This window comes from Neisseria oralis (genome assembly GCF_045062685.1).
GTDB lineage: Bacteria > Pseudomonadota > Gammaproteobacteria > Burkholderiales > Neisseriaceae > Neisseria > Neisseria oralis.
The window spans coordinates 80,681-94,885 of sequence record NZ_JBJGEB010000002.1 but is presented as its reverse complement, the minus strand read 5'-3'; the positions used below and the strand labels follow the sequence as shown (position 1 = coordinate 94,885).

General features: G+C 56.4%; 11 protein-coding genes and 1 pseudogene. 7 read left to right on the top strand and 5 right to left on the bottom strand.

From position 1 onward, the window contains the following. Positions 1-30: 30 nt before the first annotated feature. From ACI43T_RS02370 to ACI43T_RS02350, 5 genes are all read left to right on the top strand, one after another. Positions 31-3,114, top strand: coding sequence for a DNA translocase FtsK (locus ACI43T_RS02370; RefSeq protein WP_405385434.1), 3,084 nt, complete (start codon positions 31-33; stop codon positions 3,112-3,114). 79 nt (positions 3,115-3,193) lie between these two features. Next, positions 3,194-3,604, top strand: coding sequence for an META domain-containing protein (locus ACI43T_RS02365; protein ID WP_009173567.1), 411 nt, complete (start codon positions 3,194-3,196; stop codon positions 3,602-3,604). 151 nt (positions 3,605-3,755) lie between these two features. Next, a complete protein-coding gene (locus ACI43T_RS02360) occupies positions 3,756-4,463 on the top strand; it encodes a helix-turn-helix transcriptional regulator (RefSeq protein WP_405385433.1) in 708 nt (235 codons plus the stop codon). A gap of 132 nt (positions 4,464-4,595) precedes the next feature. After that, positions 4,596-4,763 (top strand): hypothetical protein, encoded by a 168-nt coding sequence (locus tag ACI43T_RS02355; protein WP_405385432.1) that lies wholly within the window; start codon positions 4,596-4,598, stop codon positions 4,761-4,763. 49 nt (positions 4,764-4,812) lie between these two features. Next, on the top strand, positions 4,813-5,466 hold the full coding sequence (locus tag ACI43T_RS02350; protein ID WP_377079918.1) for a glutathione S-transferase family protein: 654 nt from the start codon (positions 4,813-4,815) through the stop codon (positions 5,464-5,466). Between the two features lie 104 nt (positions 5,467-5,570). Here ACI43T_RS02350 and hemE read toward each other — a convergent pair whose 3' ends face one another. The 5 genes and pseudogenes from hemE to ACI43T_RS02325 form a co-directional block, all read right to left on the bottom strand. Beyond that, a complete protein-coding gene (hemE, locus tag ACI43T_RS02345) occupies positions 5,571-6,632 on the bottom strand; it encodes a uroporphyrinogen decarboxylase (protein WP_405385431.1) in 1,062 nt (353 codons plus the stop codon). A gap of 82 nt (positions 6,633-6,714) precedes the next feature. Next, the gene (locus tag ACI43T_RS02340) at positions 6,715-7,935 is read right to left on the bottom strand and encodes a heme biosynthesis HemY N-terminal domain-containing protein (protein ID WP_377079922.1); all 1,221 of its coding nucleotides are present in this window, start codon (positions 7,933-7,935) and stop codon (positions 6,715-6,717) included. Next, positions 7,932-9,359 carry a uroporphyrinogen-III C-methyltransferase gene (locus tag ACI43T_RS02335; RefSeq protein WP_293278596.1) on the bottom strand — a complete coding sequence of 476 codons (1,428 nt, stop codon included), beginning with the start codon at positions 9,357-9,359 and terminating at the stop codon, positions 7,932-7,934. The genes ACI43T_RS02340 and ACI43T_RS02335 overlap by 4 nt, the downstream gene beginning before the upstream one ends. Before the next feature lie 216 nt (positions 9,360-9,575). Then, positions 9,576-10,292, bottom strand: a pseudogene (locus ACI43T_RS02330) (uroporphyrinogen-III synthase); the annotation flags it as partial. A gap of 111 nt (positions 10,293-10,403) precedes the next feature. Beyond that, positions 10,404-11,888: a subtype B tannase gene (locus tag ACI43T_RS02325; protein WP_377079924.1), complete on the bottom strand. Its 1,485-nt coding sequence runs from the start codon at positions 11,886-11,888 to the stop codon at positions 10,404-10,406. Between the two features lie 140 nt (positions 11,889-12,028). On the opposite strand from ACI43T_RS02325, the gene fdhD reads away from it, so the two are divergent. Beyond that, positions 12,029-12,901, top strand: a complete 873-nt coding sequence (gene fdhD / locus ACI43T_RS02320; protein ID WP_377079926.1) for a formate dehydrogenase accessory sulfurtransferase FdhD — start codon at positions 12,029-12,031, stop codon at positions 12,899-12,901. Positions 12,902-12,988: 87 nt separating this feature from the next. Next, positions 12,989-13,936 (top strand): formate dehydrogenase accessory protein FdhE, encoded by a 948-nt coding sequence (locus tag ACI43T_RS02315; protein WP_377079928.1) that lies wholly within the window; start codon positions 12,989-12,991, stop codon positions 13,934-13,936. The last annotated feature ends 269 nt before the right edge of the window (positions 13,937-14,205 follow it).

Sequence of the window (14,205 nt, the reverse complement as noted above, 5' to 3'; positions counted from 1 at the left end):
CGAATTTCGGACTGATTTGGACTGCTGCTTATGTTTTGGACGATTTTGATTTTGGTTTTATTGTGTGCGATTGGCGGCCTATTGTGGCTGCATTACAGTCAGCAGCGGTCATGGCAAGACGAACTGGCCATGTTGGAGGGTACGCACACGGAGCAGGATGAGGAAGAAGACCTCCTTGAAACCGTCATTCCCGCCGGATGGCGGCAGGAAACTGCTCAGGAAGCGGAAGAAACCGAAACGGCGGAAACGCCTGAACAAGAGCCTTGTCAAGATGGAGAAGAATCCGGCAATGAGGACGAGGAAAGCGAAGACGAAGAAGACATCTTCAGCAAAACGGCAGCTACCCTCACTTCCCTCATCAACCAGTTCGGCGGCCATGCGGTGGTTGATGCCAAAACGGAAACACAGGAACCGTCCGAGCAAGCCGTTTTCCGCGAATCTGCCGTAGAAAGCGCGATAGAAGAGCATCAAGAACATCATACCGCCGCTCCCGCCCTGCCGCCGCGCAAATCCACCGTTCCCGACCCCTATATCGAGCCGTTTGTCGACAGCGAACCGCCCGAATACGCGCCCGCCAAGTTGGTAAATTCTGATTTGGAAGTCATCACACTGGAAGAAGCCACCCGCTCGCTGCATGAGGCGGCGGAAGAAGCCGTGCAGAAAGCTGCCTTCTTCGATCCGCAGCCCGCAGTCCCCAGCCACAGGCCGTCTGAAAACCTGAAAACCATTGACTTGGACGATCCCGCCGTGCGCCGTACCCGCGAACGCGTGCTGGCCAGCGTCAGCGAAATCTCCCGTCAAATCCCTGCCGCGCAAAGCCTGCGGCACGAATACACGCAGGCCGCCATGCGCGCGGTCGAGCTTGAGTCGCTCGCGCCGTTTCAGAAACCCGAACACCCTGATGAAATCCGGGCCGACGACATCCGCGCCAACCTGAGCCGGCATTCGGCCGCGCGCCGCTTCTCGGCCGCGCAGATTTTGGCCGACGATTACCGCCCGCAAACCATCCGCAACGAAGAAATACTGGCCAATCTGTCGCACAGTTCTTCTCCGCTAGGCCGCCGTGCCGCCAACCCGATACGCCGCATCGATACGTCCCGACGCGAGAGCGTGCTTCCGGAAACGGCGCGTGTGGAACAAAGTGCGGCCAAAGTTCAACCGAAGAAGCCTTTGTTCCCGCCGAAAACGGCCCGTCCGAACCCTGCATCCGCAACAGCGCCCGCCGCAACGGCTCCGGCGGCATCCGTCAAACCTCAGCCCGAAGCGCACAAACCGCCTGTGTTCGCGGCGCAACCGGTCAATCCGACCCTCAACCACGCGCCGATAAACGCCCACATCAGCAACAAACCGAGTTGGTCGATTGCCGACCGCCTGATTAGCGAGGCATCCAACGTCATCATTGCCGAACCGCCCGCCATCATCCCGATTCCGGCACCGACGCAATCGGTCATTCCGACGGAGGCCGAACGTCTGGCGGTCGAAGCAACGCCGCAGCAGTTTCAGACGGCCTCCGAACCCGTGTCCGTACCGCTGCACCGCACTGTACACACCCCGCAAACCGTTGCAAGGCCGTCTGAAACCGTTATCCGGCCGGTAAGCCGCCATCAGGCGGAAGCGCCGCCGGCTTCGGCGTCCGCACATCTGCCGACGGTGGATTTGCTGCTGCCGCCGCAGTTCGACCCCAGCGCGACCCAAACCGAAGAAACCCTGCTGGAAAACAGCATTACCATCGAGGAAAAACTGGCCGAGTTCAAGGTCAAGGTCAAAGTGATGGACGCCTACGCCGGACCGGTGATTACCCGTTATGAAATCGAGCCCGATGTCGGCGTGCGCGGCAATGCAGTGCTGAACCTCGAAAAAGACCTCGCCCGCTCGCTCGGCGTCGCCTCCATCCGCGTGGTGGAAACCATACCCGGCAAAACCTGTATGGGCTTGGAACTGCCAAACCCGAAACGCCAGATGATACGCCTGAGCGAAATCTTCAATTCGCCTGCGTTTACCGAATCAAAATCCAAACTGACGCTGGCGCTGGGGCAGGACATCACCGGCGAACCCGTCGTTACCGACTTGGCCAAGGCGCCGCACCTGCTGGTGGCCGGTACGACCGGTTCGGGCAAATCAGTGGGCGTCAACGCCATGATCCTGTCGATGCTGTTTAAAGCGCCGCCCGAAGACGTGCGCATGATTATGATTGACCCGAAAATGCTGGAACTGAGCATTTACGAGGGCATCCCGCACCTGCTCGCGCCGGTCGTTACCGATATGAAGCTGGCGGCGAACGCGCTCAACTGGTGCGTCAACGAAATGGAAAAACGCTACCGCCTGATGAGCCATCTGGGTGTACGCAACCTGGCCGGTTTCAACCAGGCCGTTGCCGAAGCCGCCGCACACGGCCGCAAAATCGCCAATCCGTTCAGCTTCACCCCCGACGATCCCGAACCTTTGGAAAAACTGCCGTTTATCGTGGTGGTGGTCGACGAGTTCGCCGACCTGATGATGACCGCAGGCAAGAAAATCGAAGAACTGATTGCCCGCCTCGCCCAAAAAGCCCGCGCCGCCGGCATCCATCTGATTTTGGCTACGCAGCGTCCGAGTGTGGACGTGATTACCGGCCTGATTAAAGCCAACATCCCGACCCGTATCGCCTTCCAAGTGTCCAGCAAGGTAGACAGCCGCACCATCCTCGACCAGATGGGTGCGGAAAACCTGCTCGGCCAAGGCGACATGCTGTTCCTGCCGCCGGGTACGGGTTATCCGCAGCGCGTACACGGCGCATTCGCATCCGACGGCGAAGTCCACCGTGTGGTCGAATATTTGAAACAATTCGGCGAACCCGACTATATCGACGAAATCCTGAGTGGCGGCTCGACCGACGACCTGCCCGGCCTCAACCGCAGCAGCGACGGCGAAATAGACCCGATGTACGACGAGGCCGTCGCCTATATCGTCAAGTCGCGCAAAGCCAGTATTTCCGGCATACAGCGCGCCCTGCGCATCGGCTACAACCGCGCCGCGCGCCTCATCGACCAGATGGAGGCCGACGGCATCGTCTCCGCACCGGAAACAAACGGCAACCGCACTGTTTTGGCACAAAACAGCGAACATTCGCACTGATTGGTTGTCTCTCTTTCAGACGGCCTGTGTTTATGAGGCCGTCTGAAAACAGAATGCCGCATTTTGAACGAAAGGAAAAATGATGAAAAAAACCGCCCTCCTCCCCGCCTCCCTGCTGTTTTGCCTTTTCGCCGCCCCCGCCGTCGGTGCGCCGCTTGACGGACGCTGGAACATTACCGAAGTGGCACGACGGCCCGTAACCGCAGCCGAAGCCTATCTTGAATTCAACGGTGCCGAACACCGTTTCAGCGCCGGTGCCGGCTGCAATACCCTGACCGGCAGTTTCCACGCGGCCAAAGGCCGTCTGAAAATCGACGATGCGGCCAGTACGCTGATGGCCTGCGACGAAGAGATCATGAAGCAGGAAGAAACCGTTTCCCGCGCATTCTCAAACAGCAAATCCTACCGCATCAAAGGCGATACGCTGCTGCTGACCGACCGCAGGGGCAGGGTGCTGCTGAAAGCGGAACGGGCGCAGAATCAGGATTAAACCCCGTTTAGCCCTGCGATTCGGCGGAGCGGAAACCTCTTGAGGCCGTCTGAAAAACCGTTTCCGCCGAAACCGTATTTCAGACGGCCTCTTCCCTTACGCCGCATTCCGTCCTTCTTTACCTCCGCTTCGACAACTCCCCATTCCCGCTATGCCCCGCAGCCGACGACTCCTCACTCTGCTCGACCTGCTCCGCCGCCGGCACGGTCCCGTTACCGCCGAAACGCTGGCGCAGCAGTTATCGGTGAGCACGCGCACGGTGTACCGCGACATTGCCCAATTATGCGCGCAAGGCGCCGACATACGCGGCGAGGCCGGGCTGGGCTTCGTATTGCATACCGATTTGGGGCTGCCGCCGCTGATGTTCGACAAACCGGAAATCGAAGCGCTGGTATTCGGAATGCGCTGGGTGGCCGCAAACGGAGACGACGGCTTGGCCGCCGATGCCAAATCTGTGCTGGCGAAAATCGATGCCGTGCTGCCCGGCCATTTAAGGGAACACCTCAACACGCAGGCACTTTATCCCCGCCCGTGCCAAACCCGTCCGTTTACGCCGCAGGAAAGCGAAACGCTGTCCGCCATCCGCACCGCCCTGCGCGGCAACCGCGTCCTTTCGTTCGACTATACCGATGCCCAAGGCCGCCCTACCCGCCGCAGCGTCAGACCGCTGGCGGTCGGCTATTTTCCCGACGCCTGCCTGCTGGCGGCATGGTGCGAAAAGCGGCGGGATTTCCGCCACTTCCGCACCGACCGCATGTCAAACCTGAACATCGGTGCCACCTTCCCCGTTCCGCGCATGGTGCTGCTGCGCGAATGGCAGCGGCAGGAAGATTTGGATTTGTCGGTGTTTGAAATTTAGAAACCTATTTTTCAGACGGCCTCAAAGCCGTAACAGGCCGTCTGAAAATCTGAAAAACCGTAGCCTGTATTGATTTTCGACCGCCGTGGTTCCGTCATAGCCGGCTTGCTTCATCTTTGATGCGGCTATTGATTGAATCCCGTCATTCCCGCGCAGGCGGGAATCCAGGATGTGGAATTTGGGAAACCTTTTTCTCGGCAAGTTTCCGTACGGGCAGGCCTCAATTCCCGCCTGCGCGGAAATGGCGAAAAACGAAACATCAAAACAGGCCGTCTGAAAAAGCCTGCTGACAAAAATTGACGCGCCCTGCCTGTATCATAGGTCTTTTCAACCCCGCAGGAGAAACACCATGCACCGTTTCACGCTCTACACCCACCCTTATTCCCGCGGCACCAACGTAGTCTGGATGCTGAAAGAATGCGGCGCGCAATACGACGTCAAACTGATTCCGTTCGGCGAAGCCATGAAATCCGCTGACTATCTGGCAGTCAATCCGATGGGCAAAGTTCCCGCACTCAAAGCAGACGGCACCGTGCTGACCGAAACCGCCGCCATCATCACCTTTCTAGCCGAGCAGTTTCCCGACAAACACCTGATTCCGGCCGCCGATTCGTTGGCACGCGGCGAGTTCTACCGCTGGTTGTGTTTCTCCATTCACCTCGAATACGCCGGATTCGACAAAATCAACCGCGTGCCGGACAGCAGCGAGCGGCGCAAAGCCATAGGCTACGGCGATTTCGACACTGCCTTCGCCACCCTGCGCGACCATCTGGCCAAACACGACTTTATCGTTGGCGACCGCTTTTCCGCACTAGACGTATATTTCACCGCCCTGCTGAACCACTTTATCCGCGTCATGCCGATGCGCGGCGCGCCTTCTGTTTTCACTGCGGACGAACCGGTCTTCTCCGCCTATATCGACCGCCACACCGCCCGCCCCGCCTTTGCCGAAACGATGGCTTGGGCGCAACAGGCCGCGGCGGAATTGGAAAAACAGGCTTGAGGCCGTCTGAAAACGGCGTTTCTGTATTTTCGTACAGTCCGAAAAAATACCCGGCATCTCTACTGGGTATTTTTCTTTTATCTGTATCGGGCCGTATTCCGGCGTCAACGGTGATATTGACGCGACAGTTCGTGCACGCTGTCTACCAGAATCCCGGCATGTTCGGGGTTGGTATGTTGGCTGATGCCGTGGCCCAGATTGAACACATGGCCGCTGCCGTTGCCGAAACCGGCCAGAATACGCGCGACTTCGGTTTTTATACTGTCAGGGGTACCGAACAGTGCGAACGGGTCAAAATTGCCTTGCAGCGCGACTTTATCCCCCACGCGGCGGCGGGCTTCGCCGATATTGCAGGTCCAGTCCAGTCCGAGCGCATCGGCGCCGATGTCTGCCATTTGTTCCAGCCACAAGCCGCCGCCCTTGGCAAATACGATAACCGGCACCCTGCGCCCTTCGTTCTCCCGCTTCAAACCGCCGACAATCTGCCGCATATAGCGCAGGCTGAACTCTTGGAATGCCGCATCGCTCAATACGCCGCCCCACGTATCGAAAATCTGTACCGCCTGAGCGCCGGCATCGATTTGGGCATTGAGGTAGGCCGTAACGGCTTGGGTATTGACATCAAGGATTTTGTGCAGCAAATCGGGGCGTGAATACATCATGGTTTTGACGGTGCGGAATTCTTTGCTGCCACCGCCTTCAACCATATAGCAGGCCAGCGTGAACGGGCTGCCGGAAAAGCCGATGAGCGGCACGCGCCCGTTCAAAGCCTTACGGATGGAAGCCACGGCGTCAAACACATATTGCAGCCGATCCATATCCGGCACCTGCAATGCGGCGATATCCCGCTCGTGTTGCAGCGGTCGGGTAAACTTAGGCCCTTCGCCTTCTGCGAAGTACAATCCCAATCCCATTGCATCGGGCACGGTCAGAATATCTGAAAACAGAATTGCGGCGTCCAACTCGAAACGCTCCAAGGGTTGGACGGTTACTTCGGTCGCCAACTCGGTATTTTTGCACAAATCCAAAAAACTGCCCGCTTTCGTACGCGTGGCTTTGTATTCCGGCAGATAGCGTCCCGCCTGCCGCATCATCCAAACGGGCGTGTATTCGACGGGCTGTTTGAGCAATGCGCGCAAGAAAGTATCGTTTTTTAAGGGAATCATGGTTGTTCTTTCATAACAAGGCCGCCTGCTGTCCCGCTTGCGCGGCGAATCTGCAGACGGCCTTTATTCATCTGATGGCCGATTATTTGTTTTCCAAGGCTAGAGGTTCTTCTTCGTCGCTTACGCTCTCCAAAACCAACTTGCGTTGCGCCTCGGCTTTCTGCAACTGCTCGGTTTCGTCGAACACTTTGGCCAGCGCCAGACGCGCCGATACGGTCGGCTTGATGGCGATGCTGGCTTCAAGATAGCCCTGAGCCTTGCCCCACAGCCGCTTACCGTAGGCAAGCTGCCCCAGATACATCAAAAGTTTGGCGTTGTCCGGCCGGGTTTGCAGCCAACTGTCGGCCGTATCGATGGCCTGTTGCTGTTCCCTGTCGCTCAGATAACGCACGCTGCCGACAAACGGTTCCAGCAATTCTATCTGTTGGGTTTGCGGATAATAGCGGTCAACCCATTTGACCGCCTGCCCGTATAAGCCCAAGCGTTCGTATTTTTCGGCGATTTCCACACACAAGCCCCCCGACTTGAGATTTTCGGGGATGCGTTTCAGACAGGATTTCAGGCCGTCTGCATCGGAAGCGGATGCCAGCAGGCGGCGGTATGCCCAAGATTGATACTGTTCAGCCTCGTAATCGCTGATTGCGCCGGCTTTTTCCAGTTTTTCGGATTTTTCCAGCACTTCGGCGGCATTACCGTCATCAAAGGCATAACGCAACTGCAAGCGAACCAGTCTGGTCAGATTGGGATTGATTTGCGCGGCGGCATCCAGGTTTTGTTTGGCAGCCGGATAATCGCGATTGGTCAAGGCTGACTCGGCCAGCAACAGGTAACGCGAAAGCTGCTGTTTTTTCGGCAATGCTTCGATGTCTTTCAGGTAGCGGTCGCGCAGTTCGATATTGTCCATCTGGTCGGCCGCATGGGCGCCCAGCATCAATGCCAGCGCACGGTTGCCGCCTGCTTCTTTGTTTGCCAAAACTTTAGCCGCCTCGTTTTCCGCCTGCTCGAATTTGCCTTCAAAGAAAGCCTGTCCCGCATTATTAAGCGCAGCGGCAGCCTGACGGCCTTTACGGGCGGTACCGAAACGCTGCATTCTGCCGGGTATGTTCAGCAAACCGGCTATCAGGCGGACAAGGAAATACAGAATCACGACGGCAATTATCAAGCCCAGTACGAACGCGTGCAGGTTCATACGCAACATGGTTTGTCCCGCCACCACATACACATTACCGGTATAGACGCCCGAAGCAAGAGCCAACCCGACGGCCACGGCAAACAAAATCACTATCCAAACGACGCTTCTCATGCCTGATCTCCTCTTGAGGAAGTGTCGGCCGAAGGCGTCGGGTCGGTCTGTGCCGGCGGATTCCTATTGATAAAGTCCCTCATCGGCGGCTGATCGGCGGCAGGGGCTTTAGGTGTTGCTGGTGCGGGTTTGGCCGGTACGACGGGAACCTGAGGGCGTTTGATTGCCGCAGGTGCTTTCGGAATCTGCGGCTTGGGCTGGGCTGCCGAAGCAGACCCGTTTGCTTCCGGAACGGCTTGCTGTCCGGCTGCGCTGGCAGCCCTGTTTTCAGACGGCAGCGCAGGAACGGCCGGCGTGGCGACAGGTGCTGCCGATTGCGCCGGAGCAGGCGTAATGATGGAAGGTGCGGCAATCAGCGGCATTTCCGGAGCTTGTCCGCGGATGCCCTCCTGATATGCGTAAACTGCCGCCCTGCTCGACTGCAAAGCGTCTTCCGCTACCGGACGGATGTCCAGCGATTTCAAATCGGCCAATTCTTTCAGCCAAGAGCGGGTAGCGGGAGAGTTGCTGTCGAAATATTGCCTTACCGCGGCTTCGGCGTTATTTAAATCGCTTTGATAAACTTCGCTGTTGTGCTGCATCAGGGCGGTGCGTGCATCAAGCAGGCGCAACCGCAGGTTTTCACGCACAAAATACACTTGGTCGGGCGCAATCAGCATGGCGTCGTTGTTGTCCAGCCGGCGTACTTCTACCAGACCTTTGAGCGCATCCAGCGATTTTTCCCAAGCATTTTCCCACCATGAAAGATTCGGATTCGGCGACCGGCTGTTTTCGTTTTTGCTCGGCTTCAATGTGCCGTCAATCAGCAGCGGCAGACCGGCAACGGCAGTCTCCAAACGATCGATACGCAAAGCGGTACCCGAAATATCGACATAGGGATGGTTTTTCAACGAAGCCAAATCGCTGCTTACGGCCTGTTTGATGGCGAGCAGTTCGGGTTGGTCGAAACGGCTCAGGCGGTTGTGGACATGCTCCAGCACGCTGATTGCGCCCTGCACGTTACCCGACAGCACCAACTGCTGCGAGGCTTGGTTCAGCAGAGTTTCGGCTTCGTCCGCCAGCCAGTTGGCGCGGCCTTTAGCCAGTTCCTGATAAGCTTTCTGCGTCAGGACAATCTGTTCGGCGTTTGCTTTCTGTCCGCTGCCCAAGCGCTCCAGTTCGGACTGGATAACGGTCTGGCGGTTGATGTTTTCTTTCAGCAAGGCAGCGTTTTCCGACTCGCCCAAAGCAGCTTTGTCGAGCTTTTGTGAAAACTCAAGCTGCTGGTTTTTCAAAACATTCTGCCCTTCTACAAACAGAAATCCGCTTGCACCCAGCCCCAGCAGTGCCAAGACCAGCGCGCCTGCGGCCAGCCCTTTGCCGGAAGACTGCCGGATGACGACCGGATTGGCGGAAGTTTGGGGAATCTGTTTCGGTTCTGACATAGTATTTCCTGTAATTTCGCCGGCCTGCTTTTCAGACGGCCTAGCATCATTTTCAGACGTTGCCGCAAAGGTTTCGGACGTCGGGACTGTATCCCGCTTATCCGAAGCGGCAGTATTTTCTTTATCGGAATCCGGCCGTTCGGCCGCCACCTTGTTTGATTGTTCACCGTTTTTTTCAGGCGGAGGGTTTCGGGAAGCGACAATATCGGCGGTATCCGGCTCATTTGCCGCTTCATTCAATACCGCTGCGTCAAACTGCTGGATGACCCGGACGTTTTCCGCTCCGGCAAGCCTCAATGTGTCGGCTATGCGCGGATGGTGGGTGAAGTATAGCAAGGATTTGAAGAACAGGGAGAATTGAGACGGTACTTGGCGGAACAAAGCCTGCGCCAGTTCGCCCGAAGCAACATATGCGGCCTTGATGGAATGCGGATTAAAATCATGCCAATTCAAGGAGTTAGGCCGTCTGAAATAGATTTCGGCAAAACTGACCTTAAAACCTTTCCGCCGCAATTCGCTCGCAAGCAAATCGCGCCCGCCGTGTCCGCGGACGATTAAAACGCTCGAACCTTTCGGCATTTCCTTCCATAGCGGCAGACGCAAAACGGCTTCGCTGTCGTTGCCTGAAGACGGGCTGTAAATCTCGTGATGACAGAAGGCCGCCAAGATTTTGCGGCTGGCCTGCCCGACCGTAATCTGTTTTTTGAGGCCGTCTGAAAAATCAAGGTGCGGCGCCGCCGTTTCAATGGCGGTCGGACTGACCCAAAACACCGCATCCGCCTGCTTGAAACGTTCGGGCAGCCGCCGCAGCGCCCCTTCGTCGACTTCGATTTCTATCGGACTGAAAGGTACTGCCAGCCAGCCGGCGTCGGTACAGGTCTGCATATCTGCTTTTGCTCGGAATTTAGGTCGGATGATAAGTATTCTAGGCATATTTCAGACGGCCTTTTCATAAAAAATCGGAAACCTGTTTGAAGCCACCGCAAAGGCCGTTTTAATCGGCAGAACTTGCGGAAAACTGCAAACAGGTATTAGGGAAACGAACTATTTTTGCGTGCTGACCTGCTTCATCCAGACGAACAGTTCTTCCAAATCGTAATCGCCGCTGTGCGGCACATCCCATGGCAGGAAGTAATCGACGGCGTATCCGTTGTTTTGCAGCTTGGCGGCCAATACGGCGGACACGGCCAGCGAGGTGTCGCGGTCAGCGGTACCGACGCGGATACGCCAGTTTTGCGGTATTTTCACCCCGGATGTACCGATGTAGTTGAGCGGGTTCATAATTTTGACGGTTTCGGCGTCAGCCATCGCCGCATTTTCAGCCGTATTGTGCCGCATCGAAAATTCGGTGAAATGCCGTTTGTCGGTTTGGGCATCGCCGAAAAGCTGGTTTTCTCCGGTACTTAAATCCACGCCGTCAAACGCCGGCGGTATTTTCTGGCGGCCGGCGGCTTTGGCGTATTTACTAAAATCAACGGCGGTTACTTTACCGTTTTTTACCGTAAGCCAATTCCGATTACCCAGTTTTTTGCCTGCATCCAGCTGCAACTGTGCCGATTTCGCCAGATAACCGGCGACGTAATCCTTAAAGCTGCCGTTGCCGTTTTTATCCAGCGTCAGCGCGCGACCGCCGGCATCTTTCAGTTTCAGGCTGTTGATATAAGCGGGATAAAGAGGTTTGAGCTGGTTGGAGAGGGAGATTTCTTCTTTGGTTAACGTGCCAGGTACCAGTTCGCGCTTGACATTGTAGTCGAGCATGGAAATATTCATTTTTTGATAGTCGTTTACACCGTTAAACTGCCATTCGTAAGCCATATCGGCATGGTCCAAATCGGTAATCGGACAATATGCGGACACGGCAAAAATGTCGTCGCCGCCTTCCGCTGCACCCAATGCTTTAAGATGGGCTTCATAATCGCGACTGTTGCCGGTCGCACCCAGCAGGGCGGAAAGTGCTCCGCCCGCACTGGTTCCGTTGGAAATGATTTTGCCCGCATCTCCCGGCATGGCTTTGTCGTTGAATTTCAGGTAACGGACCGCAGCCTTCAAATCTACGATGGCGGCTGGTGCCTTGCCGTTGGCGGCTGTCCGTCCGCGCGCGCCGGGAGAAGCGACCACATAACCTTTCGACAGGGCCGTCAAAGCGGCATTCGGGGTCTGGGACGCTTCACCGCCCCTGCCGAACCCCGGTTTGCCCGGCTCGGCAGGCATATAACCGCCAATTTGGTTTGGGAAAAAAATCGGTGCAGTTTCCGCAGTAAAACCACCAACCGAGCCGCCGCTGTAATAAGCTTCCGGTACATAAATATTGATAATTTCATATTTTGTATCAACGGGATTCCTGACGTAAACAATACCTTCATACGCGCGGAATTTCACACTTCGGCCGTTGACTTCAAGGCTTTGCTCAGTGTATTTCTGTTTGGAAAAATCCAAGTCGTAGCCTGCCGCTCCGTCTTTCACCGTCGAACAAGCGACCAAGCCTGCGGCCAGCGAACCTGCCAGTAGCGTACGGGAAAATGCTCCCATATCCTTGCTCCGTATTTCAAACTGTCAAAATAGTTTTTTATTATAGATGACAGCTGTGTTTAATCAGGTTAAGGCCGTCTGAACGGTTGCTTTCAATTTTCAGACGGCCTTTTCTTCACGAAAAAGCCCGATATGTTAAAATGACGAACGATACGCGTCGGGCGAACCGCCGCACACAACAACAAACGGAACACCTCTCCCACGCACCCGCCATGAGCAGCCAGCCCTACACAGCCGCCACCGTTTGCCGAGTCAGCTCAAACGGCATGATTCAAGACACTGACTCGCTGGCCGAAGAATCGGCCGTCGCTTTGGTTTATAACGGCATCAGCCACGCCGTATTGATGGCCACTCCGCAAAACCTGGAAGAGCTCGCCCTCGGTTTCAGCCTGAGCGAAGGCATCCTGCAAAACCGCAGCGAACTTTACGACACCGACATCCGCAGTTCTTGCGACGGCATCGAAGTGCGGCTCGACATCGCCTCTTCCCGTTTCCAAGCCCTGAAAGAACGCCGCCGCAGCTTAAACGGACGCACCGGTTGCGGTTTGTGCGGCATCGACAGCCTGTCGGCGGTAAAACCCGTGCTGCCGCAGATAATCCGGAGCCGCCGTTTTAGCGTCGGCGAAATTCAGACGGCCTTATCGGCTTTAAACCGTTACCAGCCGCTCCGACAGACGGTCGGTTCGCTGCACGGCGCGGCATGGGCGGACGAACACGGTATTGCCGCCGCATTCGAAGACGTCGGTCGCCACAACGCCCTCGACAAACTCATCGGTCACGGCACGCTCAACGCGTTCGACTGGCAGCAAGGGTTTGCCATCATCTCCAGCCGCGCCAGTTACGAAATGGTCGCCAAAGCCGCCGTGTCCCGCATAGGCTGCATCGTTGCCGTTTCAGCCCCCACCGCTCTGGCCGTCCGACTGGCAGAACAGGCCGGAATGACCTTGATCGGTTTCGCCGGCCCTGAAAAATTCACCATTTATACCCATGCGGAATTTATCGAGGCCGTCTGAAAAGCCGATACCGTTTTTCAGACGGCCCCAACCGACGCGCCAACAAAAAGGCCGTCTGAAATCTGAACATCCAAATAAGGAAACACCATGAACACCCGCTCCGCCCGTCCCGACGGAAAAATCCAGAAAGGCCTGTTCCATACCCCGTTTTGGCTTGCACCCGAAAAAGACATCTTCGCCATCCGCGCCGTCCGTTTCAAAGAATTGGCGCAGGAAGACGGTAGTGGCTGGAGCGGCTATCTGTCCCTGCTGTCCGTCATCTGCGAAGCACAACAGGCCGCGTTTAACCGCCATACCTTTCCGCTGCCGCCGCTTTACCGCGGACAAACCGTACTGCCCGCAGCGGCCCAAGGCGAGGTATCAGACGGATTTTTGACCGTTTTTACCGACTTGCTGAATGCAACCGACGGTCAAACCAATGCCGCGGTCGCCGCCGAAACCGCTAAACTTAAAGCCTTAACCGCAGCCGAGGCCGCCGTCCTTGCACGACGCATATTGACACAACAAACGGAACCATCCGACCGCGCTGCCGAAATTTGGGTACAGGCCGCCTTGCAGGTCGTCTGGACGGCATGGGCCGCGCAGTTGTCCGAAGACGACGTTCCGACTGCCGAAAACAGCGACCGCATCTTCTGTCCCTGCTGCGGCACGGAAGCCGTCGGCAGTGTCATCCTTATCCGCAGCGACCTGACCGGCTTCCGCTACATGCATTGCCCGCTGTGCAACAGCCGCTGGAACGCCCTGCGCGCCAAATGCCCGACCTGCGGCGACGCCGGCGGAATGCGCCTCCAACAGGTCGAAGAAAAAAGCGTTCCACACCTCGCTCCGGCCTATTCCGCCGCCCATGCCGAAAGTTGCGAATCCTGCCATACCTACCGCAAGCTCTACCGGCAAGACAAACAACAGTACGCCGACCCCGTCGCCGACGACCTTGCCACACTGGGCTTAGATATCGCCGTCGGCGAAGCGGGTTACGAACGCGGCGGTGCAAATCCGTTTTTATTGATTGATGACGGCTCTTGTGTTCAGATTTGAAATAAAAGGTAGCACACTAAGACAATAAGATTTGAAACAAGTTTAGGAATAAGGCGTTTGGCGTTTGGCGTTTCATAACCAAATGTTTTTGGGTATGGCCCTATTCATCCCAGTATTTCCGTATACGGCTATACGGTAATTACCAAATATTATTCGCCACATAGAATGTCAGTAATGAAATTTGCATAGTCTTAGCTTCTCATACGAATCCGTGCCTCCTGTTTGAAATAAAATATACAAACATCCAAAAGCAATGCCGTCTGAAAATC